This is a genomic window from Pseudomonas sp. S37 (genome assembly GCF_016658545.1).
Lineage (GTDB): Bacteria > Pseudomonadota > Gammaproteobacteria > Pseudomonadales > Pseudomonadaceae > Aquipseudomonas.
Window position 1 is genome coordinate 1 of sequence record NZ_JACVZC010000064.1, and the last position, 21,515, is coordinate 21,515.

Sequence of the window (21,515 nt, forward strand, 5' to 3'; positions counted from 1 at the left end):
CTTTAGCCGCGAAGCGCCGCGCGGGCGGCGCTCGATCTCATAGGCGCTGAAAATGTCTCGGTGAACGCCTCGGCGCTCGATCTCATAGGCGCTGAATATGTTTCGGCGAACACCCGCGGCGCTCGATCTCGCAGGCGGTAAAGATGCTGTGGCGAGCACCTGTCAGCCCTGATGTGATCCCTGTGCGTGGCTTGCCGGCGACAGGGCCGCAACAGGTGTTGGTTATCGGCCAGCCAACCGCGACCGGGTCAACAACCCGTCCAGCACCACCTCGCAAGCCGCCCCCCAGGTGGCACTGACCGGCTGATGCATCAGCACTTCCAGCCCATCGGCGGTAAAGGTGCCTGGCGTGGCAATGGCCTGCCCGAGGGCCTTGAGCGTGGAATGCGGCTGCTGCCCGGCACTGGCCACGCAGTCCTGCAAGTTGCCCAGTACCAGCGCACGCGCTTCGGCTGCCGGCAGGCCTTTGTCCATCAGCCACTGTTGCAGGTCGTGCAGCAGGAAGTAGAACCAGCCGTTCATGCACGCCGCCACCGTGGCCAGCTCGAACTCGGGTTCGCCCTGCAGCACCACCAGCTTGCCCAGTGGCGCCAGGCACTTGGTGGTGAGCGCATCGGGCGGGCAGACCACCACCGTGGATTGGTTGTACTGCGCGGCATACGACAGCATCGCACGTACACAAAGCGCACCGGGGAAGGCGGTGGCCAGCTGTGCAAGGCTGACCCCGGCGGCCAGCGACACCAGGCGCTGGCCAGGGCGCAGACGTACCTCTTCGGCCAGTTCGCCCAGCACCTGCGGGCGTACGCCGAGGATCAGCAGTTCGGCCCGGTCAACCACCGCCTGGTTGCTGGGCAGTACTTCGCAGTCGTGTTCATGGGCCAGCATGGCAGCCCGTTGCGCATTGCGCGGCGACAGCAGGATGGGGCCATCGAAACCGCTGCGGCGAAGGCCCATGACCACTTTTTCGGTCAGCTCGCCGACCCCGAGAATACCCAGGCTAAGCATGAAGCCTCCTTGTCAGCTTTCCAGGCCGGCGCGGCGCTGGCCCCAGTGCAGGTTAAGGTTGACGCCGACGCTGAGCAGCGGCTCTGGGGGGTTGCGGTTGGGGCCGGTGGAGCCGAGCAGGAAGTCGATCAGTTCGTCGCGCTCGCCGCTCAGCCAGTCGGCCAGCAGGGTGCCGGTGGCGGTGCCGCGGGTAATGCCCAGGCCGTTGCAGCACAGCGCTGCATGAATGTTGGGGGCGAGGGTGCCGAAGTGCGACAGGTGGTTGCGCGACAGGCACATCGAACCGCCCCAGGTGTATTCGAACGGCATGCCCGAGAGCATCGGGAAGCGCCGCTCGAACGACTCGCGGTGCTGGCGCCCGGCGCGGGCGATGTGGCGTGGGTTGGCGCGGCCGTCGGCATTGAAACTGAAGCTGTTGCGCACCAGCAGGCGCTGGTCCGGGGTGCGGCGCAGGGTACTGCCGAACGGGTCGGCGGGGATGATGCCCCAGGTGGCCTTGCCGCCCAGGCGGGCCTGTTCGTCCTCGGTCAGCGGGCGGGTCATGCTGGCGTAGGTGAAGATCGGCAGCAGGCGGCCGGGCAGGAAGCCGAAGTGCGAGGCGAAGGCGTTGTTGGTTAGCAGGAGCTGGTCGCCGATGATTTCGCCATTGGCATGCTTGAGGGTGATACGCCGGCCTTGCTCGATGTGGGTGATGGTGGTGCGTTCATGCAGGGTCACGTTACCCGGCAGGCTTTCGGCCAGGCCCTTGGCCAGGGCGGCGGGTTGCAGCAATTGGGTGCCTGGGGTGTACAGCGCCTTGCGGTAGAAGGCGGTGCCGAAATGCTCGGGCAGGTCTTGGGCGTCGATCATCTGGTAGGGCTGGCCGAGCTTTTCCAGGCCGCTGCGGTAGGCTTCGAGCACCGCCAGGCCCTTGTCCTCGACGGCTGCCTGGTACTTGCCGTCCGGGCGGATCTGGCAGTCGATGCCGTGCTGGTTGATCAACCCGCGCAAAATCGACTGGGCACGCAGGTTGAGCTTGAGATTCATCCGCGCGGTGGGCAGGTCGCCGATATAGTCGGCAGCGCCAATGTCGTGGGGCAGGTCGATGGCAAAGCCGGAGTTGCGCCCCGAGGCGCCGAAGCCGACTTCCTGGGCATCGACCAGGATCACTTCATCGTCAGGGTGGTGCAGCGCCAGTTGCCGCGCGGCGGCCAAACCCGTGAAGCCCGCGCCGAGCACCACCCAGCGCGCCTCGCTCCGCCCCCGGTGCGCGGCACGGGGCTGGCGACCGGGGCTGAGGTGGAACCAGCCGCAACCGTTGTCGTCCGCGGGGGTAGAGGTGTTTCTGTACATGGGATTTTATCCGTGTTGTTTTCTCCACTATGGCATTGGAGGCGGCACGGGGAATATGACGGGAGGGACGGGGAATGGGATGTTCGGGCCCAGCTTCAACATCAATTTGCACACAGCTGTGGGCACTTGCCGGTGCCGACAATACCCTGCACAAACGTCACCAATTGTTCCCTGGCGTTCAACGGCGCCCCCCACTGCGCCTGACCGCACAATAACCCCAGCACCGCGTGAGCAATCGAACGCGCCCGCAGTGCCGTCAGCCCGCATTCGGCCGCGACGATCTCGCTGAGCAGGCTGCTGTAATCCATTTTCAACTGTTCAACTTGCAACAATTGCTCTTCGCTCAGGTTCATCGCCTCGCGGGTCAGCAAAACCAGCTTGTCCGGATTGGCCTGGCTGTATGCGACAAATGCCTGAACGAAGCACGGCAAACGTTCACTGTGGGTACGGGCACTTTTCAGGCATTGTCGGGTTTCATACAGCAGGTCGGTCAGGCTCGATTCGATCAGCTCGAACAGCAGAGCCTGTTTGCTCTCGATATGGTGGTACAGCGACCCCGCGCGCAGGCCCAGGTGGCTGGCAAGGTCGCGCAGGCCGATGGCCTGGTAACCGTGGTTGGCAAACAACGCGCTGGCCGCATCCAGCAGACGATCCCGGGCATGCGGGGCGGGTACGGGCGAGCGGCTGGAAGCGGGCATGGCAGCACCTGTCGGTGAATTGATGTTTGACCAAATGTAAGACAACAGGCATCTTACGTAAAGACTCAATCGCGGAGGTGTTGTGTGGACAAGCAAACGGTGGTGATCGTAGGTGGTGCCTCGGGTCTGGGTCTGGAAACAGCCCGGCTGATGGTCAAGCGTGGCGCCGACAAGATCGGCCTGATCGACCGTAACGAGCAATTGTTGGTACAAGCTGCAGAGGAACTGCGCGGGCAGGGCGTGCAGGTGGCGATTGCGGTGGGTGACATTGCCCGCAAGGACACCGCCCATGCGGCTTTTGCCCAGATAGTCGAAGGCTTGGGCCGGGTACATTGCCTGGTCAACAGCGCAGCGATCTACCCGCGCCAGGACATCTTCGAGATCAGCGACGAAGAGTGGGACCTGGAAAACGCGGTCAACATAAAAGGCACCTACCACATGATGGTCGCCGCCGTGCGCCACATGCAGCAGTACGTGGCGGCACCTGCGGTGACCGGGCGCATCGTCAACGTGACCTCGGTGGATGCGTTCAAGGCCCACCCGCAAAACGCCCACTACGCGGCGACCAAGGCTGCAGTGGTGAGCCTGACCAAATCCTTTGCCCAGGCCTGTGCCAAGGACCAGATCCTGGTCAATTCGGTAGCCCCTGCCGGTTTTGCCACCGAGCGCGCCAAGCAGCTGGGCTTCCTTGGCGAGCTGGCAGCGGCCAACCCGCTGGGCCGCGCTGCGGAGCCGGCAGAGATCGCCGAATGGATCGTGATGATGGGCAGCAGCCGCAACAGCTATGCCACCGGTGAAAACGTGATCGTCAGCGGGGGTTACATCTATGCCTGAAGTCGCATTCCCCGAGGGCTACCAGCGCGCCCTGGTGACTGGGGCCACCAGCGGTATTGGCAAGGCCATCGTGCTGGCGTTGCGCGATGCCGGCTTGCAAGTGATTGCCGTGGGGCGCAGCCCGGAGGCACTGGTGGAGCTGGCCGGTGAGCCGGGTGTGAGCACCTTGCAGGCGGACGTGCGCGACTATCGCGCGCTGGCTGCCGCGCTGGAGGGGCAAACGGTGGATGTACTGGTCAACAACGCGGGCATTCTTTCCACCCGTGCGGCGTTCCAGGACATCGACGAGGCTGAAATCGACAACATGCTCGACATCAACCTCAAGGCGCCGCTGCACCTGACACGTCAGGTGCTGCCAGGCATGGTCGGGCGGGGCAGGGGGCACCTGTTTTTCATCGGTTCCAGCGCTGGCCGTGCGCCGCACCCGGGCGCCGCGGTGTACGGGGCGTCCAAGGCCGGGGTCAGCCTGTTCTGTGATGCCTTGCGCTGTGACTTGCTGGGCAGCGGGGTGCGGGTGACCGAGATTGCCCCGGGCCGGGTGCAAACCCAGCTGTACAAGGCTGCCATGGGCATGCAGGCGGCGGGCAGTGAACTGTATGACGGATATGAATCCATACAGCCGCAGGATATTGCCGAGCTGTTGCTGGCGGCGTTGAAGATGCCGCGGCAGGTGGATGTGTCCAGGTTGGAAGTGTTCCCCACGGCGCAGGCGGTGGGTGGTGGGCGGATGGTCAAGACCGCGGGTTGATGGGTTGCCTGTGCTGGCCTCTTCGCGGGTAAACCCGCTCCTACACAGACTGCGCAACCCTGTGTAGGAGCGGGTTTACCCGCGAAGAGGCCAGCACAGGTACAGCACATTTCAGCAAATAGGTGCTTGACCACCTGTAAGACAACATATAACTTACATGAAGACCGCCTCAGCCGGTCGAGACAACTACAAAGCATTGCAGGGGATATGACGATGACTGCGACATCATGCCGGGTCGGCGTGGACATAGGCGGGACCTTCACCGATATCGCGCTGGACGTGAACGGCGTGCTGCATTCGACCAAGATCCTGACCGACTACGAGTTGCCCGAGCGGGCCATCCTCACGGGTGTACGCCAGGTGGTGGAGCAGGCCGGCCTGGCGCTCTCGGACATCGAGCAGCTGATCCACGGCACCACCCTGGCCACCAACGCGCTGATCGAGCGCCGGGGTGCACGCACCGCCTTCATCACCACTGAAGGCTTCCGCGACACCCTGGAAATGCGCACCGAAAACCGCTTCGAACAGTACGACATCAACATCGTCCTGCCGCCGCCGCTGATCGATCGCGAACACCGCTACACCCTGCGCGAGCGCCTGGACGTCAAAGGCCAGGTGCTGATCGCCCCGGTGCAGGCCGAGGTCGATGCCTTGGTCGAGCGTATCGCCGAAGGCAACTACGAGAGCGTCGCCATCGGCTTCATCCACAGCTACGTCAACGGTGCCCATGAGCGCCAGTTGCGTGATGCCCTGCAGGCGCGCCTGCCCAATCTGTCGATCTCGATTTCCAGCGAAGTCTCGCCGCAGATGCGTGAGTTCGAGCGCTTCAACACCGTATGCGCCAACGCCTACGTCAAGCCGCTGATCAAGTCCTACCTGGACCGCCTGGTGGTGACCTTGAAGCAAGAAGGCGCCGATTGCCCGGTGTTCATGATCCACTCCGGTGGCGGCATCATCTCGGTGCAGAGCGCTGCCGAGTTCCCGGTGCGCCTGGTGGAGTCCGGCCCTGCCGGTGGCGCCATCTTCGCCGCCGATATTGCCCGCCGCTACCAGCTGGAAAACGTGCTGTCGTTCGACATGGGCGGCACCACGGCAAAAATCTGCCTGGTCGAAGACCAGGTGCCGAAAACCGCAAAAACCTTTGAAGTGGCGCGCACCTATCGCTTCAAGAAGGGCAGCGGCATGCCGATTTCCATCCCGGTGGTGGAAATGGTTGAAATCGGTGCTGGCGGCGGTTCGATCGCCAGTATCGACAGCATGCGCCAGATCCGCGTCGGCCCGCACAGTGCAGCCTCCGAGCCTGGCCCGGCCTGCTACGGCCGTGGTGGTCTGGAGCCGACCATTACCGATGCCAACCTGCTGCTCGGTCGCCTGGATGCCGACAACTTCGCCGGTGGCGCACTGCGCCTCTCCACTGACAGCGCCGCCAATGCCATGGCGCGGGTCATTGGCCAGCCGCTGGGCATGCAGGCCGACACCGCCGCTTTTGGCGTGTGCGAAGTGGTCGACGAGAACATGGCCAACGCCGGCCGCGTCCATGCAGTGGAAAGCGGCAAGGACATTGCCGACTACACCATGATCACCTTCGGAGGCGGCGGCCCACTGCACGCGGCGCGGTTGTGCGAGAAGATGGGCGTGGCCCGTTTCATCGTCCCGGCGGGCGCTGGCGTGGGTTCGGCCATCGGCTTCCTGCGGGCGCCGTTCGGCTATGAGGCCGTGCGCAGTGCCTTCGTACGCCTGTCCGAGTTCGAGGCCGCGCGCGTCAATGACCTGATCGATGAAATGAAAGCCGAGTCGCTGGGCTTCTTGCGCCAGGGCATGCCGGTCGGTGAGCCGGAAATGGAATGCACCGCCTTCATGCGCTACGTCGGCCAGGGCTGGGAGATTCCGGTGGTCCTGCCGTTCAAGGCCTTCAGCGCCGCCGATACGGTGGAATTCAAGGCCCGCTTCGAAGAAGCCTACACCCGCTTCTTCGGTCGCCCTATCGACGGCCCGGACATCGAGATTGTCAGCTGGTCGGTCAGGGCCAGTTCGCCACTGCCACCGGTAGCGCACATCGAAGAAGTGGGGGCGGCCTACCGTGCCCACGAAGTCGCCCGCCGCCAGGTGTTCGACGTAGCCGCTGGCGGCTTTGTCGAGGCCGGTATCCACCCCCGCGAAGAGCTGCAGGTGGGTGCCCGTGTCGATGGCCCGGCGATCATCGTCGAGCGCGAAACCTCGACCTTTGTCACCTCCAATTTCACCGCCACGGTCCAGCCAGACGGCTGCCTGCTGGTTGTGCGCCGCTAACGCCTGAATTCGGAAGAGCTGAACATGAGCGATACGTTGATCGACATTCAAATGCAGGTGATGTGGAACCGCCTGGTCTCGGTGGTTGAAGAGCAGGCGCTGACCCTGATCCGCACTGCGTTCTCCACCAGCGTGCGCGAGGCCGGCGACCTGTCGGCCGGCGTCTTCGACCGCGCCGGCAACATGCTGGCCCAAGCGGTCACCGGCACCCCCGGCCACGTCAACACCATGGCCGAGGCGGTGGTGCACTTCATCAAGGACATCGGCGAAGACAACATCTTCGAAGGTGACGTGTACGTGACCAACGACCCGTGGAAGGGTACCGGCCACCTGCACGACATCACCATCGTTTCGCCGTCGTTCTACAACGGCAAGCTGATCGGCTACTTCGCCAGTACCGCCCACGTGGTCGACATCGGTGGCCGCGGGTTTGGTCCGGATGCCCGCGAGGTCTACGAAGAAGGCCTGTTCATCCCGATCATGAAGCTGTTCGAGCGAGGCAAGGTCAACCGTGACCTGATCAATATCCTGCGCAACAACGTGCGTGAGAACGACCGGGTTGTGGGCGACTTCTATGCCCTGTCGGCGTGCAACGAGACCGGCCACAAACGGCTGCTCGACATGCTCGAAGAGTTCAGGCTGGACGACCTGGAGCACATCGGCGGGTTCATCCTCGAACACAGCCGCCGCGCCACCCTGGAATGCTTCAAGTCGCTGCCGCATGGCATCTACACCAACAGCATGACCCTCGACGGCTACGACGTCCCGGTCACCCTGGCGGTGACCATCACCGTTGGCCCGGACGGTATCCATAGCGACTTCACCGATACGTCGGGCATGAGCCAGTTCGGCATCAACGTGCCATTGGGCTACGCCAAGGCCTATGCCTGCTATGGCCTCAAGTGCATCGTTGCGCCAGAGATCCCGAACAACACGGCGTCGCTGGCACCGTTCGAAGTGACTGCGCCTGAAGGCTGCATCCTCAATGCCAAGCACCCGGCGCCGGTGTCTGTGCGCCATGTGCTCGGTCACTTCGTGCCTGACCTGGTGCTCGGTGCGCTGCACAAGTGCCTGCCAGGCAAGGTTCCGGCAGAGGGTGCCAGCGCCCTGTGGAACCTGCACCTGAGCGTACGCCCGCTGGAAAGCAACCCGAATGGCCGTAACGCCGAAATGCTGATGTTCAACAGCGGCGGCATGGGCGCGCGTTCGGCGATGGACGGCCTGAGTGCCACCGCCTTCCCAAGCGGTGTACACACCATGCCGGTGGAAGCGACCGAGCACGCCGGCCCCGTGGTGGTCTGGCGCAAGGAGCTGCGTGAAGGTTCCGGTGGTGCCGGCCAGCTACGTGGCGGCCTGGGCCAGGAAATCGAAGTGTCGGCCAGCGAAGGCTACAGCTTCCGCTTCAGCGCCATGTTCGACCGCATCCAGTACCCGGCCCGTGGCCTGGAAGGCGGCCAGGAGGGTGCCGAAGGCTTCGTCGGCCTGGACGACGGCAGCGTGCTGCGCGGCAAGGGCCAGCAATTCGTGCCCGCCGAGCGTCGCCTGGTGCTGCGCCTGCCGGGTGGCGGTGGTTACGGCGACCCGCGTCAGCGTGACCGCCAGTTGGTCGAGCGCGACCTGCGCTACGGCTACATCAGCGCCGAGCAGGCGCGTGACGACTACGGTTTCGAAGCCGCCAAGGAGCGTTGAGCGATGGACGTGCAAAGCAGCCGCGTCAAAGCGGTAAAAAGCTCGCCGAGCATGGCCGTGTCGGTGCTGGCCAAGCAAATGCTGGCCAAAGGCGAGCCAGTCATCAACCTCGCGCTGGGCGAGCCGGACTACAACGTTCCGGCCCACGTGATCGAGGCCGCGTACCAGGCCATGCTGGCGGGCAACAACCACTACACCGCGCCCAACGGCCTGGAAGTGTTGCGCCAGGCCATCGTCGACAAGTTCGCCCGGGAAAACGACCTGGCCTATGGCCTGGACGAAATCTGCGTAGGCAACGGCGCCAAGCAACTGTTGTTCAACGCCTTCCTGGCCACGCTGGAAGAAGGCGATGAAGTCATCACCCCGGCGCCGTACTGGGTGTCGTACACCGACATGGCGATGCTCAACGGCGGTGTGCCGGTGGTTATCCCGTGCGGTGCCGAGCAGGGCTTCAAGGTCACCCCGGAGCAACTGGAGGCCGCCATCACCCCGCGTACGCGTTGGGTGATGCTGAACTCGCCGAACAACCCGAGCGGGGCGATCTTCACCCGTGAAGAGTTTGCAGCGCTGGGCAAGGTGCTGGAGCGCCACCCCAACGTGCTGGTGATCTCGGACGAGATCTACGAGCACATCGTGCTCGGCTACCAGCCGTTCGTGTCGTTCGTCACCGCATGCCCGCAGTTGCGCGAGCGCACGCTGCTGATCAACGGGGTGTCCAAGGCCTACGCCATGACCGGCTACCGCCTGGGTTACGCAGCAGGGCCTAAAGACCTGATCGTGGCCATGAACAAGACCCAGTCGCAGACCACGACTTGCCCGTCGAGCATCTCGCAGTTGGCGGCGGTGGCGGCACTGAATGGCCCACAGGGCTTCGTGCGCGATGCCAACCGTGAGTACCAGGCGCGCGGCGCGCTGGTGGTGGACGGCCTGGCACAGATCCCGGGCCTCAAGCTGCAGATGCCGCAGGGTGCGTTTTATGCCTTCCCTGAGGTCAGCGCCTTCATAGGCAAGCGCACGCCAGACGGGCAGGTGATCAGCAATGACACCGAGCTGTCGGCCTACCTGTTGCGGGAGGGCAAGGTCGCCACAGTGCCAGGCTCGGCGTTCGGCGTGGAGCCATACGTGCGCCTGTCCTTCGCCACCTCGCGTCAGGAACTGGAACAGGCACTGGGCCAGCTGCGCGAAGCCTTCGCAGCGCTGGCCTGATCACACGAATCGAATAGAGGTAGACCATGAGCAAGCCATTCAAACGCCTGCTGATCACCGGCGCCGCCGGGCGCCTGGGCAGCGTGCTGCGCAAGCACCTGGCCCAGTTCGCCGACGAACTGCGCCTGACCGACATCGCCGGCCTGGGCCACGCTGCCCCGCACGAAGAGTTGATCCGTTGCGACCTGGGCAACTTCGATGACGTGCTGCCGCTGACCGAAGGCGTCGACGCCATCGTGCATGCCGGTGGCGTGCCAGTGGAGGACACCTTCGACAAGATCCTCAACGGCAACATCGTCGGCACCTACAACATCTACGAAGCCGCCCGGCGCAATGGCGTCAAGCGTGTGGTGTACACCAGCTCCAACCACGCCATCGGCTTCTACGACCGTACCGAGACCATCGACGCCACGGCTGCGCACCGCCCCGACAGCCTGTATGGCGTCAGCAAGTGCTTTGCCGAGGACCTGGGCCGCTACTACTGGGACAAGTTTGCCGTCGAGTCGGTCAACCTGCGCATCGGCTCGTCGTTCCCCGAGCCGCTGGACCGGCGCATGCTCGCCACCTGGCTGTCGTTCGACGACTTCGCCCAGCTGACCGAGCGCTCGCTGCTGGCGCCGCGGGTCGGGCACATGGTGGTCTATGGCATGTCGGCCAACCGCGAAAGCCTGTGGGACAACCGCCTGGCCTCGTCCATCGGTTATGTGCCCAAGGACAGTGCCGACGACTACCGCGAGAAAGTGCTGGCCGAACATCCGCCGCTTGACCCGAATGAGCCGGCGGCGCGCTACCACGGCGGCAACTTCGCCGGCGCCGGCCACTTCGAAGACCCTAAGTAACCTACACAGCTCAACGCGATCACTGTGGGAGCGGGTTCATCGATGCGTCGAACCGCCGCGAACACCGGCGAAGCCGGTGCCCTATACCGTGTTTGCTTTCTTCGCGGGTAAACCCGCTCCCACAGGGTTTCCCGTTTCCTATCGGAGAGCTTGATTCATGGCTTCCACCGCAAAACAACAGAACTACGATGTGGTGATCGTCGGCGGCGCAGTCAACGGCAGCGCTACCGCCTACTTCCTGGCCAACAACCCGGACTTCAAGGGTTCGGTACTGGTCATCGAGCGCGACTGGACGTACAACAAGTCGGCCACCGCGCTCTCGAGCAGCTCGATTCGCCAGCAGTTTTCCAACCCGATCAACATCGAAATCTCGAAGTTCGGCGCCGAGTTCGTGCGTAACTTCCCTGACGTTATGGAAGTCGACGGCGACCGCCCGGACCTGGCCTTCCACGAGAACGGCTACCTGTTCCTCGGCGACGACAAGGGCTATGAAGTGCTGCGCCGCCTGCACGATACCCAGGTATCACACGGCGCCGATGTGCATTTGCTGGACCCGGAACAGCTCAAGCGCAAGTTCCCCTGGGTCAATATCGACAGCCTGGCCGGCGCCAGCTATGGCCAGAGCGGTGAAGGCTGGTTCGACAGCCTCGGCATGCTCAATGGCTTCCGCCGCAAGGCCCGCTCGATGGGCATCGAGTACATCGAAAACGAAGTAGCCGGCATCCAGCGCGAAGGCGACCGCATCACCGGCGTGCAACTGGCCAGTGGCGAACGCATCGGCTGCGGCCTGCTGGTCAACTGTGCCGGTACCCGCGGCACCAAGGTCGCACGTATGGCCGGCCTGGACATCCCGGTCGAACCGCGTCGCCGTTCGCTGTTCGTGTTCGATTGCCGCACCCCGCTGGAAGGCACCGTACCGCTGACCATCGACCCGACCGGGGTGTTCTTCCGCCCGGAGGGCAAGTTCTACCTGGGCGGCACCTATCCGAAAAACGACCCGGAAGTGGACTTCGAGGACTTCGAGGTGCTGCACGCCGAGTTCGACGAAGAGGTGTGGCCGATCCTCGCCGAGCGGGTGCCGGCGTTCGAGGGCATCAAGGTAGTCAATTACTGGGCCGGGCACTATGACTTCTGCGTGCTTGACCACAACGCCATCGTCGGGCCGCACAACGAGGTAAGCAACTTCCTGTTCTGCAACGGTTTCAGCGGGCATGGCCTGCAGCAGGCTCCGGCCATTGGCCGCGGGCTGTCCGAACTGATTACCTATGGCGGCTACCGCTCGCTCGACCTGGGCGCGCTGAGTTACCAGCGGGTGATCGACAACAAACCGTTCCTGGAAGATTCGGTCATCTAAGCGCAGCGCCTGAGGGAGAACAACAATGAGCAACTCCGAAGTAAAGCGCAGCGGCGGCCAGGTGCTGGTCGACGCCCTGCGGGTGAATGGTGTCGAGCGCGCTTTTTGTGTGCCCGGCGAGAGCTACCTGGCGGTACTCGATGCGCTGCACGACGTACAGGATGAAATCGACCTGATCGTCTGTCGCCAGGAAGGCGGTGCAGCGTACATGGCCGAGGCCTATGGCAAGCTGACTGGCAAGCCGGGCATCTGTTTCGTCACCCGTGGCCCGGGCGCTACCAATGCCTCGGTGGGCGTACATACCGCCTTCCAGGACTCCACGCCGATGCTGCTGTTCATCGGCCAGGTGGCCCGTGACCAGATCGAGCGCGAAGCCTTCCAGGAGGTGGACTACCGGCGCATGTTCGGCCAGATGGCCAAGTGGGTGGTGCAGATCGACGATGCCGCGCGCATTCCCGAACTGGTCAACCAGGCCTTCCAGCGCGCCATCAGCGGCCGCCCAGGCCCGGTGGTGATCGCCTTGCCGGAAGACATGTTGACCGACCTGGTGCAAGTGGCCGATGCGCGCCCGGCCAAGCGCGTCGAGGCGGCGCCGGCACCGGAAGCCTTGGGTGAGCTGCAGCAGTTGCTGGCCAAGGCCGAGCGGCCGCTGGTGGTGGCCGGTGGTGGCGGCTGGACGGCCGAGGCGGTGGCCGACCTGCAGCAGTTCGTGCATACCCAGAACCTGCCGCTGGCGGCTTCGTTCCGCTGCCAGGACCTGTTCGACAATACCGATTCGCACTATGCCGGCGACCTGGGCCTGGCGGCCGGGCCGGTGCTGGTCGAAGCGGTGAAACAGTCCGACCTGTTGATCGTGATCGGCGCACGGCTTGGTGAAATGACCACCGGCGGCTACGCACTGGTCGATATCCCGACGCCAAGGCAGGCGCTGGTGCACGTGCATGCCAGTGCCGAAGAAATCGGCCGGGTCTATCAGCCGACGCTGGGCATCAATGCAGGCCCCGGTAGTTTCCTGCGCCAGGCCAACATCCTTGGGCCCGTGCGCCCGGAAGCGTTCGTTGATTGGGTTGCCAGCCTGAACAGCGGTTACCGCGGTAACTTCGAAACCCCGCGTTCGCCGGGCGATGTGCAGATGAGCGAAGTGATCGCCTGGCTGAACAAGACCCTGCCGGCCGACAGCATCCTGACCTGTGGCGCCGGCAACTACACCGGCTGGGTGCACCGTGGCTACCAGCACCGCGTGTTCCGTACGCTGCTCGGGCCGACCAACGGCTCGATGGGCTATGGCGTGCCGGCAGCAGTGGCGGCCAAGCTGACGTACCCGCAGCGCACCGTGGTGGCGTTTGCCGGCGACGGCTGCTTCCTGATGAATGGCCAGGAGCTGGCCACCGCAGTGCATTACGACGCCCGGCTGATCACGGTGGTGGTCAACAACGGTATGTACGGCACCATCCGCATGCACCAGGAGCGTTCTTATCCAGGGCGGGTATCTGGTACCGAGCTGCACAACCCGGACTTCGCTGCCTTGGCGCGGGCCTATGGGTTGCATGGTGAGACCGTGACCCGCACCGAGGACTTCGTTGCAGCTTTTGAACGCTGCCAGGCATCCGGCAAGCCGGCATTGATCGAAGTGCAGGTCGATCCCGAGGCCCTGACCCCGCGCATGACCCTCAGCCAGATCCGCGACAAGGCCTTGCAGGCCAAGCGCTGATTCACCTCAGGTGGGGCGCGGTTAGGCCCCACCTTTTTCCTTTTTCGAACGAGCCAATCGACATGAACCTTGCCGATCGTGATCTGCTGCGTGAAGTTTGCTACATCGATGGACAATGGCTGGCAGCCGACAGTGGCCAGCGCATTGCCGTGACCAACCCGGCCACGGGCGTTGTGCTGGGTCACGTGCCGCGTATGGGCGCTGAAGAAACTCGCCGCGCCATCGCCGCTGCCGAACGGGCCTTGCCCGCGTGGCGGGCGCTAACCGCCAAGGAGCGCGCTGCCCGGCTGCAGGCCTGGTTCCGCGAAATCCTCGCCCATCAGGAAGACCTGGCGCGGATCATGACCGCCGAACAGGGCAAGCCGCTGGCCGAGTCCCGTGGCGAGATTGCCTTTGCCGCGGCCTATGTGGAGTTTTACGCCGAGGAGGGCAAGCGAATATACGGCGATGTCATTCCTTCGCCCAGCGCTGACCGCCGGTTGATCGTGACCAAAGAGCCGATCGGTGTTTGCGCGGCGATCACGCCATGGAACTTCCCGGCGGCGATGATCACCCGCAAGGCTGCGCCGGCGTTGGCGGCAGGTTGCACGCTGGTGCTCAAACCGGCATCGCAAACGCCGTTCAGCGCCTTGGCTTTGTGTGTGCTGGCTGAGCGCGCTGGCATTCCGCCGGGCGTGCTCAGCGTGGTTACCGGCGATTCTGCGGCCATTGGTGGCGAACTGACCGCCAGCCCGGTGGTGCGCAAGCTGTCGTTCACGGGCTCCACACCTATCGGCATCCAGTTGTTGCAGCAATCGGCGGCGACAGTGAAAAAGGTGACCATGGAGTTGGGCGGCAACGCGCCTTTCATCGTGTTCGACGATGCCGACCTGGAAAAGGCCGTGGAGGGGGCGCTGATAGCCAAGTTCCGTAACAGCGGGCAGACCTGTGTATGTGCCAACCGTTTCTATATCCAGGACGGTATCTACGAGCGCTTTGTGGCGCGCTTTGCCGAGCGTGTCGGTGAACTGGTGGTAGGGCAGGGCGATGCCGTGGGGACGCAGGTCGGGCCGATGATCGACGGGCGTGCGGCCAGCGGCGTGGAGCAGTTGGTGGGTGAGGCGGTCGAGGCTGGGGCGCGGGTAGTAACGGGTGGGCGTCGGCATGCGCTGGGTGAGGCGTTCTTCGAGCCCACTTTGCTGGCCGATGTTACCCCGGGCATGCGCGTAGCGCGGGAGGAAATCTTCGGGCCGGTGGCGCCGATCTTCCGCTTCAGTACCGAACAGGAAGTGATCGCCCAGGCCAACGATACCGAATTCGGCCTGGCCTGCTATGCGTATACCCAGGATGTCGGGCGCGTGTGGCTGGTGTCCGAGGCGCTGGAGTATGGAATGGTGGGTATCAACGTCGGTGTGGTTGCGACCGAGGTTGCGCCGTTTGGTGGCGTCAAAGCCTCCGGGTTGGGCCGCGAAGGGTCGCGTTACGGGATCGAGGATTACCTGGAGATCAAGTACGTGTGCGTGGGGCTTTGAGGTACATCTGAACCACCGATATTGCCCTTGCCGGCCTCTTCGCGGGTAAACCCGCTCCCACAGGGTTACCACAGGCCTGGAACCTGTGGAATTCCTGTGGGAGCGGGTTTACCCGCGAAGAGGTCGGCACAAGATAACAATCAACCCTTGCTGTCGAGCAACCGCTGATACCGCGACAGGCTCTCTTCCAGGTGCTTGCGCAGCGCCGTGCGTGCACTGTTCACATCACCCATGCTGATCGCCGACAGGATCGCCCCGTGCTCGCGGGCGATCTTCTTGATGTGCGCCTGGCGGTTCTTGCCGGTGACCTGGCCATGCTTGAGGTTGAGGTCGAGGATGATGTCCGGCCCCAGTGCTTCCAGCAGTTGGGTGAAATGCGGGTTGTTGGTGGCACGGGCAATCGCCAGGTGGAACTCGAAGTCGGCCTTGGCTTCTTCCTCCTGCGTTGCGCCGTCCAGTGAATTGAAGCGGTCGAACGCTTCGGTAATCGCCGCCATGCTGGCCGGGCTGCGGCGTTCGGCGGCGCGGGCCACCGATTCGGCCTCTATCCCTAAGCGCAGCTCAAGGATCTGCGCGGCGGCGCGCACGTCATCGACCACGCTGTCGATGGCAAAGCCGATGCGTTTTACATCCTGCTCGACCACGAACACGCCCACGCCCTGGCGGGCGATAAGGCGCCCCCCCAGGCGCAGCGAGGCCACTGCCTCGCGAATCACCGGGCGGCTGACGTTGAACTCTTTGCACAGCTCCTGTTCGGACGGCAGCTTGTCGCCCGGGCCGTAAGTGCCGTTGTCGATCCGGCTGGAAAGCTCCTGGATCACGGTTTCCGCCAGATTGGCGCGACGCGTGCCTAACGACGCATTCATAGAAAAGTTGCTCCTGAAACTGATTGGCTCATCACGGTTGATTCTCCGCCAGGTTGCGCGCAGCCCTTGTGCCCCTTGCGGCGGGATCCGTAGCCAACCAGCGGTGATGTTGTAGGCATATGTTATCAAACATCTGATCTGTAGGAGCGGGCTTCCCCCCGAACTGTCCTGCACATGTGCCGGCAAAAATATTTAACCACGCCTTCAGCATACACCCATTGACAGTTGCCTGCTGACTGTTATCTTACAAGTGCGATGGCGTTCCGGCCAATTCGCATGCGGTAAGCGATGTCGAGGTTCGTCCAATCACTACTGGGAGCTGAGCATGAATAACAACAACGGAGGGCGTGCAGCCCTCGCGACCGCGGTAACACTGCTGATGGCCATGGGGACGGCAAACGCAGCAGACAGTGAAGTTGTCAGGATCGGCTTCGCCGGCCCCCTGACCGGCCCTTCGGCACACCAGGGACAGGACGTCGAGCACGGTATCCAGATCGCCGTCGAAGAAGCCAACCAGCAGCAGCTGAAAATCGGAGACAAAGTCGCCCAGTTCAAGCTGGTTTCCGAGGACGATGTCGCCGACCCGCGTACCGGCACTGCCGTTGCGCAGCGGCTGGTGGACTCGAAGGTGGCCGTGGTGATCGGCCATTACAACTCCGGTACCAGCATTCCGGCATCGAAGATCTACGCCGCCGCCGGCATCCCGCAAATCTCGCCATCGGCCACCAACCCCACCTTGACCCAGCAGGGCATCCCTTCGGTGTTCCGCACCGTCAATGACGATGCCACCCTTGGCCGCTACGCCGGCAACTACCTGGTCAGCCAGCTCAAGGCCCAGCGCATCGCCATTTTCGATGACCGTACCGCCTATGGGCAGGGCCTGGCCGATGAGGTGACCAGGGCGGTCAAGGCGGCGGGGGGCAACGTGGTGGTGCGCGAGTACACCAACGACAAGTCTACCGACTTCAACGCCATCCTCACCACCGCCAAGGCGCAAAAGGCCGATGCGGTGTTCTTCGCTGCGCTCGACTACCAGGCTGCGCCCATGGCCAAGCAGATGAAGAACCTGGGCCTGAAGGCGCGCTTCATGAACATCGGCAACCTGCCCAACGACTCGTTCAAGCAAATGGCCGGCAGCGCCGCCGAAGGCACCTATGCCTGGAACTACGGTACGCCGCTGCTGGAAATGCCCAAAGGGGCAGCCTTCGAACAGAAGCTCAAGGACAAGTTCGGCGTGGGCGTGGTGCAGTCGTCACCTGCCGCCTATGACGCCACCTGGGCCGCGATCAACGCCATGGTCAAGGCCGGCTCCGACGACCCCAAAGTCTACCTGCCGGTACTCAAGAGCCAGAGCTATGACGGTGTAACCGGCACCATCGCTTTCGATGACAAGGGCAACCTGAAAAACCCTGCGGCAACCGTGTTCCAGTTCGCCGACGGCGGCTGGAAAACCCTGTCGGTCGAGCGTGACTGAACTGCACCGCCAATAACAAGCGGGCAGCTGCCCGCCCTATAACAAGAAGACTTTTTCCTACCTGCCAGGCCTGTCGGTCGCGCAGCGGCGTGCTGCTGCGCGACGACATCAATGCAGCTTCGAGGATTCAGCTCGTGGACGGTAACTTCGATATTTTGTTGCAACAGGTCCTCAACGGCCTGGTGCTGGGCAGCATCTATGCCCTGGTAGCGCTGGGCTACACCATGGTCTACGGCATCATCGGCCTGATCAACTTCGCCCATGGCGAAGTGGTGATGGTCGGCGCCATGGTGACCATTTCGGTATTGACGATGCTCGCCGGCGCAGGCTTTGCCCCCGGTATCATCACCTTGCTGCTGGCGATCATGGCCGCGGTGGTGGTGTGCATGCTACTGGCCCAGGGCATGGAAAAGTACGCCTACCGGCCGTTGCGCAAGGCGCCGCGGCTGACGCCGCTGATTCTCGCCATCGGCATTTCCATCGCCTTGCAGAACCTGGCGATGATGATCTGGGGGCGTGGCTACAAGACTTTCCCCGAAGTGGTGGAGACCCAGCCGGTAGATGTGTTCGGTGCGACCATCACCAACGTGCAACTGTCGATTATGCTGATTGCCGTGGTGATCATGCTCGGCCTGTGGTTGCTGGTGGACAAGACCCGCCTGGGCAAGGCCATGCGCGCCACTGCGCAAAACCAGGAAGTGGCCGGGCTGATGGGCATCAACATCAACCGGGTGATCAGCGCAACCTTCCTCATCGGTGCCAGCCTGGGGGCGATCGCCGGGGTGATGCGCGCGGTCAACTACGGCCAGGCCGATGCCTACATGGGGCTGCTGCTGGGCCTGAAAGCCTTTTCGGCGGCAGTGCTCGGCGGTATCGGCAACCTGTTCGGCGCCATGGCCGGCGGCCTGTTGCTGGGGCTGATCGAATCGTTGGCGGCGGGCTACACCGGGCAGCTCACCGGCGGTTTCCTAGGGGCCAACTATCAGGACATTTTCGCTTTCGCGGTGCTGATCCTGGTGTTGTTGTTCCGCCCGAACGGCCTGCTTGGCGAACGCCAGGCAGACCGCGCGTAAGGAGCCAGCCATGAAGAACCTCAAGAGCCAGTACCTGCTGCTGATCCTCGGTTTCATTGCCTTGCCGTTCCTGGTCGAGGCCATCCCCATGCTCGGCCCGACCTGGGTGCGCATCCTTGGCTTTGCCATGCTCTACGTGCTGCTGGCGCTGGGCCTGAACATCGTTATCGGTTACGCCGGCCTGCTCGACATGGGCTACATCGGCTTCTATGCCATTGGCGCCTACCTGTATGCCTTGCTCGCTTCGCCACACCTGCAACTGGCGGGGTTGCTGAACAGTGTGCCGGACTGGCCGGTGTGGGTGATCATTCCGCTGGCGGCGATAGCTGCCGCCATCTGCGGGGTGCTGATCGGTGCGCCGGTGCTCAAGCTGCGCGGCGACTACCTGGCGATCGTCACCCTCGGTTTCGGTGAGATCATCCGCATCTTCATGAACAACCTGGACCAGCCGGTAAACCTTACCAACGGTCCACAGGGCATCAGCAACATCGCCCCGCTGCACGTCGATTTCGGGCCATGGGCGCACGCGCCTGGCGCAGGCGCAACGCCGGTGCTTTCGCTGCAGCAAAGCTGGAGCCTGTTTGGCCTGCAGGTGTCGCCGGTGATCAGCTACTACCTGTTCTTCCTGTTTATCGTCATCCTCTGCATCGTGCTGTCCAAGCGCCTGGAGGTGTCGCGCATCGGCCGTGCCTGGATGGCCCTGCGCGAAGATGAAGTGGCAGCCGAGGCCATGGGCCTGAACAAGCGCAACCTCAAGCTGCTGGCGTTCGCCATGGGCGCCACGTTTGGTGGCGTGTCTGGCGTGCTGTTCTCCAGCTACCAGGGCTTTGTCAGCCCCGAGTCGTTCACCCTGATGGAGTCGATCATGGTCCTGGCCATGGTGGTGCTCGGCGGCATGGGTTCGATCCGTGGCGTGGTGCTGGGAGCGCTGATCCTGTCGGTGATGCCCGAGCTGTTCCGCGACCTGGTCAACTGGATACAGCCGTGGGTGATGGACAACGTCACGTTCATCAGCCGCGACATCCTGCGCAACGTGCTGGACGCCTCGACCCTGCGCATGCTGGTGTTTGGCCTGGCCCTGATCCTGGTCATGCGCTTCCGTCCCGAGGGCCTGTGGCCATCTGATCGCCGCCGTGCCGAGTTGCACGATGGCGACCCTGAACCGCAGCCGGCACCTGCGGCGCTCACTACCGCCGTGCATGCCCCAGCCAGCGAAGCATCCTTACTCCCGATCAAAGAGGCGGACAAGGCATGAGCGATATCCTTCTCGAACTGCATCAGGTCAGCAAGTTCTTCGGCGGCCTGCAGGCCCTGCACGGCATCGACCTGAGCATTCGCCGCGGCGAAATCCGCGGCCTGCTGGGCCCCAATGGCGCCGGCAAGACAACCTTGTTCAACGTGCTCACCGGGCTGTACCGGGCAGAGCAGGGGCGGGTGATGTTCGACGGCAAGCCATTGCGTATCAGCAAGCCGTACAAAGTGGTGGAGGCGGGCATTTCCCGCACGTTCCAGAACATCCGCCTGTTTCACAACATGACCGCACTGGAAAACGTGATGGTTGGCCGGCACGTGCGCACCCGCAGCGGAGTGTTCGGCGCGATTCTGCGCACCCCGGCCTGTGTGCGTGAAGAGCGGGAAATCCGCCAGGCTGCACGTTACTGGCTGAACTACGTTGGCATCGGCCACTTGGCTGGCGAGTTGGCCAGAAGCCTGTCCTACGGCGACCAGCGTCGCCTCGAAATCGCCCGGGCGCTGGCTACCGAGCCCAAACTGATTGCCCTCGACGAGCCGGCGGCGGGCATGAATGCCTCGGAAACCGAAGGCCTGCGCCAGTTGATGTGCAAGATGCAGGCCGACGGCAAGACGGTGCTACTGATCGAGCACGACGTGAAGCTGGTCATGGGGCTATGCGATCACATCACAGTGCTGGAGTTTGGCCGCAAGATCGCCGACGGCCTGCCAGCCGACGTGCGCAAGGACCCACGAGTGATCGAGGCTTACCTCGGTGCGGAGGCGGTGGCATGAAGAGCATCCTGCAAGTGAGCGACCTGAAGGTCAGCTACGGTGCCATCCAGGCCATCAAGGGCATCGACCTGACAGTGGGCGAGGGCGAGATGGTGGCGCTGATCGGCGCCAACGGCGCTGGCAAGACCACGACCTTGAAGACCTTGGCCGGGCTGCTGAAACCCAGCGCCGGCAGCATCACCTTCGACGGCAAGGCGCATGCGGCGATCAAGGGCCACGACCTGATCCGTGAAGGCCTGGCGCTGGTGCCGGAAGGGCGCGGCATTTTCCCCAAGCTGACGGTGCACGAAAACCTTGAAATGGGTGCTTTCAGCCGGCGCGACGGCAAGGACGCCATCGCGGCCGACATCGAACGCATGTACGGCATCTTCCCGCGCCTGAAGGAACGCGCCTTCCAGTTGGCCGGCACCATGTCGGGTGGCGAGCAGCAGATGCTGGCCATTTCCCGGGCGTTGATGGGGCGGCCCAAGCTGTTGTTACTCGATGAGCCATCCATGGGGTTGGCACCGATCATCGTGCAGAAGATTTTCGAAACCATAGTCGAGGTGGTCAAGGGCGGGGTGACGCTGTTGCTGGTCGAGCAGAACGCCCGGCTGGCGCTGCAGACCTGCCAGCGTGCCTATGTGATCGACGGCGGGCGCATCAGCCTGGAAGGCTGCGCCCAGACTTTGCTGCATGACGATCAGGTCAGAAAGGCCTACCTGGGCGAATGATCCATTCACAATGACAAGAGGGTCTGCCCGGGGCTGTGTGTTTGCTTTACCGGCCTCTTCGCGGGTGAACCCGCTCCCACAGAAACTTCACGGCCCCTGGAGCCTGTGCGGCACTTGTGGGAGCGGGTTCACCCGCGAAGAGGCCCGC

18 protein-coding genes are annotated in these 21,515 nt (G+C 63.6%); 14 read left to right on the forward strand and 4 right to left on the reverse strand.

Annotation, left to right across the window (positions count from 1 at the left end):
• Positions 1-222 precede the first annotated feature (222 nt).
• The 3 genes from IAE39_RS18480 to IAE39_RS18490 form a co-directional block, all read right to left on the reverse strand.
• On the reverse strand, positions 223-1,005 hold the full coding sequence (locus tag IAE39_RS18480; RefSeq protein WP_201205187.1) for an NAD(P)-binding domain-containing protein: 783 nt from the start codon (positions 1,003-1,005) through the stop codon (positions 223-225).
• Positions 1,006-1,017: 12 nt separating this feature from the next.
• Positions 1,018-2,337 (reverse strand): NAD(P)/FAD-dependent oxidoreductase, encoded by a 1,320-nt coding sequence (locus IAE39_RS18485; RefSeq protein WP_201205189.1) that lies wholly within the window; start codon positions 2,335-2,337, stop codon positions 1,018-1,020.
• 101 nt (positions 2,338-2,438) lie between these two features.
• Positions 2,439-3,035: a TetR/AcrR family transcriptional regulator gene (locus tag IAE39_RS18490; protein ID WP_201205191.1), complete on the reverse strand. Its 597-nt coding sequence runs from the start codon at positions 3,033-3,035 to the stop codon at positions 2,439-2,441.
• An 84-nt stretch (positions 3,036-3,119) separates the two neighbouring features.
• On the opposite strand from IAE39_RS18490, the gene IAE39_RS18495 reads away from it, so the two are divergent.
• The 9 genes from IAE39_RS18495 to IAE39_RS18535 all read left to right on the forward strand — a co-directional run bounded on the left by IAE39_RS18495 (position 3,120) and on the right by IAE39_RS18535 (position 15,216).
• Positions 3,120-3,869, forward strand: coding sequence for an SDR family NAD(P)-dependent oxidoreductase (locus IAE39_RS18495; protein ID WP_201205193.1), 750 nt, complete (start codon positions 3,120-3,122; stop codon positions 3,867-3,869).
• Entirely contained in the window at positions 3,862-4,617 is a 756-nt protein-coding gene (locus tag IAE39_RS18500; protein WP_201205195.1) for an SDR family oxidoreductase, read from the forward strand. Before IAE39_RS18495 ends, IAE39_RS18500 begins: the two co-directional genes overlap by 8 nt.
• Positions 4,618-4,830: 213 nt before the next feature.
• Complete coding sequence (locus IAE39_RS18505) at positions 4,831-6,906, forward strand: hydantoinase/oxoprolinase family protein (protein ID WP_201205197.1); 2,076 nt, start codon at positions 4,831-4,833, stop codon at positions 6,904-6,906.
• A 24-nt stretch (positions 6,907-6,930) separates the two neighbouring features.
• Complete coding sequence (locus IAE39_RS18510) at positions 6,931-8,595, forward strand: hydantoinase B/oxoprolinase family protein (RefSeq protein WP_201205199.1); 1,665 nt, start codon at positions 6,931-6,933, stop codon at positions 8,593-8,595.
• Positions 8,596-8,598: 3 nt separating this feature from the next.
• Entirely contained in the window at positions 8,599-9,801 is a 1,203-nt protein-coding gene (locus IAE39_RS18515; protein ID WP_201205201.1) for a pyridoxal phosphate-dependent aminotransferase, read from the forward strand.
• Between the two features lie 26 nt (positions 9,802-9,827).
• Positions 9,828-10,640, forward strand: coding sequence for an NAD-dependent epimerase/dehydratase family protein (locus IAE39_RS18520; RefSeq protein ID WP_201205203.1), 813 nt, complete (start codon positions 9,828-9,830; stop codon positions 10,638-10,640).
• Between the two features lie 157 nt (positions 10,641-10,797).
• Positions 10,798-11,994: an NAD(P)/FAD-dependent oxidoreductase gene (locus IAE39_RS18525; protein WP_201205205.1), complete on the forward strand. Its 1,197-nt coding sequence runs from the start codon at positions 10,798-10,800 to the stop codon at positions 11,992-11,994.
• A 25-nt stretch (positions 11,995-12,019) separates the two neighbouring features.
• The gene (locus IAE39_RS18530; protein ID WP_201205206.1) at positions 12,020-13,705 is read left to right on the forward strand and encodes a thiamine pyrophosphate-binding protein; all 1,686 of its coding nucleotides are present in this window, start codon (positions 12,020-12,022) and stop codon (positions 13,703-13,705) included.
• A 62-nt stretch (positions 13,706-13,767) separates the two neighbouring features.
• Positions 13,768-15,216, forward strand: a complete 1,449-nt coding sequence (locus IAE39_RS18535; protein ID WP_201205208.1) for an NAD-dependent succinate-semialdehyde dehydrogenase — start codon at positions 13,768-13,770, stop codon at positions 15,214-15,216.
• Between the two features lie 140 nt (positions 15,217-15,356).
• On the opposite strand, the gene IAE39_RS18540 is transcribed toward IAE39_RS18535, so the two are convergent.
• On the reverse strand, positions 15,357-16,082 hold the full coding sequence (locus IAE39_RS18540; RefSeq protein ID WP_201205210.1) for a FadR/GntR family transcriptional regulator: 726 nt from the start codon (positions 16,080-16,082) through the stop codon (positions 15,357-15,359).
• Between the two features lie 325 nt (positions 16,083-16,407).
• On the opposite strand from IAE39_RS18540, the gene IAE39_RS18545 reads away from it, so the two are divergent.
• The 5 genes from IAE39_RS18545 to IAE39_RS18565 all read left to right on the forward strand — a co-directional run bounded on the left by IAE39_RS18545 (position 16,408) and on the right by IAE39_RS18565 (position 21,367).
• The gene (locus IAE39_RS18545) at positions 16,408-17,556 is read left to right on the forward strand and encodes a branched-chain amino acid ABC transporter substrate-binding protein (protein WP_236548686.1); all 1,149 of its coding nucleotides are present in this window, start codon (positions 16,408-16,410) and stop codon (positions 17,554-17,556) included.
• A gap of 134 nt (positions 17,557-17,690) precedes the next feature.
• Entirely contained in the window at positions 17,691-18,629 is a 939-nt protein-coding gene (locus IAE39_RS18550; protein ID WP_201205212.1) for a branched-chain amino acid ABC transporter permease, read from the forward strand.
• A gap of 10 nt (positions 18,630-18,639) precedes the next feature.
• Positions 18,640-19,884, forward strand: a complete 1,245-nt coding sequence (locus IAE39_RS18555) for an ABC transporter permease subunit (RefSeq protein ID WP_201205214.1) — start codon at positions 18,640-18,642, stop codon at positions 19,882-19,884.
• Entirely contained in the window at positions 19,881-20,654 is a 774-nt protein-coding gene (locus IAE39_RS18560) for an ABC transporter ATP-binding protein (RefSeq protein ID WP_201205216.1), read from the forward strand. Before IAE39_RS18555 ends, IAE39_RS18560 begins: the two co-directional genes overlap by 4 nt.
• Positions 20,651-21,367 (forward strand): ABC transporter ATP-binding protein, encoded by a 717-nt coding sequence (locus IAE39_RS18565; RefSeq protein WP_201205218.1) that lies wholly within the window; start codon positions 20,651-20,653, stop codon positions 21,365-21,367. Before IAE39_RS18560 ends, IAE39_RS18565 begins: the two co-directional genes overlap by 4 nt.
• The last annotated feature ends 148 nt before the right edge of the window (positions 21,368-21,515 follow it).

Bases quoted from the DNA above. Each gene is read 5' to 3' on its own strand.
- IAE39_RS18480 (WP_201205187.1), bottom strand. From the start codon at position 1,005: ATGCTTAGCCTGGGTATTCTCGGGGTCGGCGAGCTGACCGAAAAAGTG.
- IAE39_RS18485 (WP_201205189.1), bottom strand. From the start codon at position 2,337: ATGTACAGAAACACCTCTACCCCCGCGGACGACAACGGTTGCGGCTGG.
- IAE39_RS18490 (WP_201205191.1), bottom strand. From the start codon at position 3,035: ATGCCCGCTTCCAGCCGCTCGCCCGTACCCGCCCCGCATGCCCGGGAT.
- IAE39_RS18500 (WP_201205195.1), top strand. From the start codon at position 3,862: ATGCCTGAAGTCGCATTCCCCGAGGGCTACCAGCGCGCCCTGGTGACT.
- IAE39_RS18505 (WP_201205197.1), top strand. From the start codon at position 4,831: ATGACTGCGACATCATGCCGGGTCGGCGTGGACATAGGCGGGACCTTC.
- IAE39_RS18510 (WP_201205199.1), top strand. From the start codon at position 6,931: ATGAGCGATACGTTGATCGACATTCAAATGCAGGTGATGTGGAACCGC.
- IAE39_RS18515 (WP_201205201.1), top strand. From the start codon at position 8,599: ATGGACGTGCAAAGCAGCCGCGTCAAAGCGGTAAAAAGCTCGCCGAGC.
- IAE39_RS18520 (WP_201205203.1), top strand. From the start codon at position 9,828: ATGAGCAAGCCATTCAAACGCCTGCTGATCACCGGCGCCGCCGGGCGC.
- IAE39_RS18525 (WP_201205205.1), top strand. From the start codon at position 10,798: ATGGCTTCCACCGCAAAACAACAGAACTACGATGTGGTGATCGTCGGC.
- IAE39_RS18530 (WP_201205206.1), top strand. From the start codon at position 12,020: ATGAGCAACTCCGAAGTAAAGCGCAGCGGCGGCCAGGTGCTGGTCGAC.
- IAE39_RS18535 (WP_201205208.1), top strand. From the start codon at position 13,768: ATGAACCTTGCCGATCGTGATCTGCTGCGTGAAGTTTGCTACATCGAT.
- IAE39_RS18540 (WP_201205210.1), bottom strand. From the start codon at position 16,082: ATGAATGCGTCGTTAGGCACGCGTCGCGCCAATCTGGCGGAAACCGTG.
- IAE39_RS18545 (WP_236548686.1), top strand. From the start codon at position 16,408: ATGAATAACAACAACGGAGGGCGTGCAGCCCTCGCGACCGCGGTAACA.
- IAE39_RS18555 (WP_201205214.1), top strand. From the start codon at position 18,640: ATGAAGAACCTCAAGAGCCAGTACCTGCTGCTGATCCTCGGTTTCATT.
- IAE39_RS18560 (WP_201205216.1), top strand. From the start codon at position 19,881: ATGAGCGATATCCTTCTCGAACTGCATCAGGTCAGCAAGTTCTTCGGC.
- IAE39_RS18565 (WP_201205218.1), top strand. From the start codon at position 20,651: ATGAAGAGCATCCTGCAAGTGAGCGACCTGAAGGTCAGCTACGGTGCC.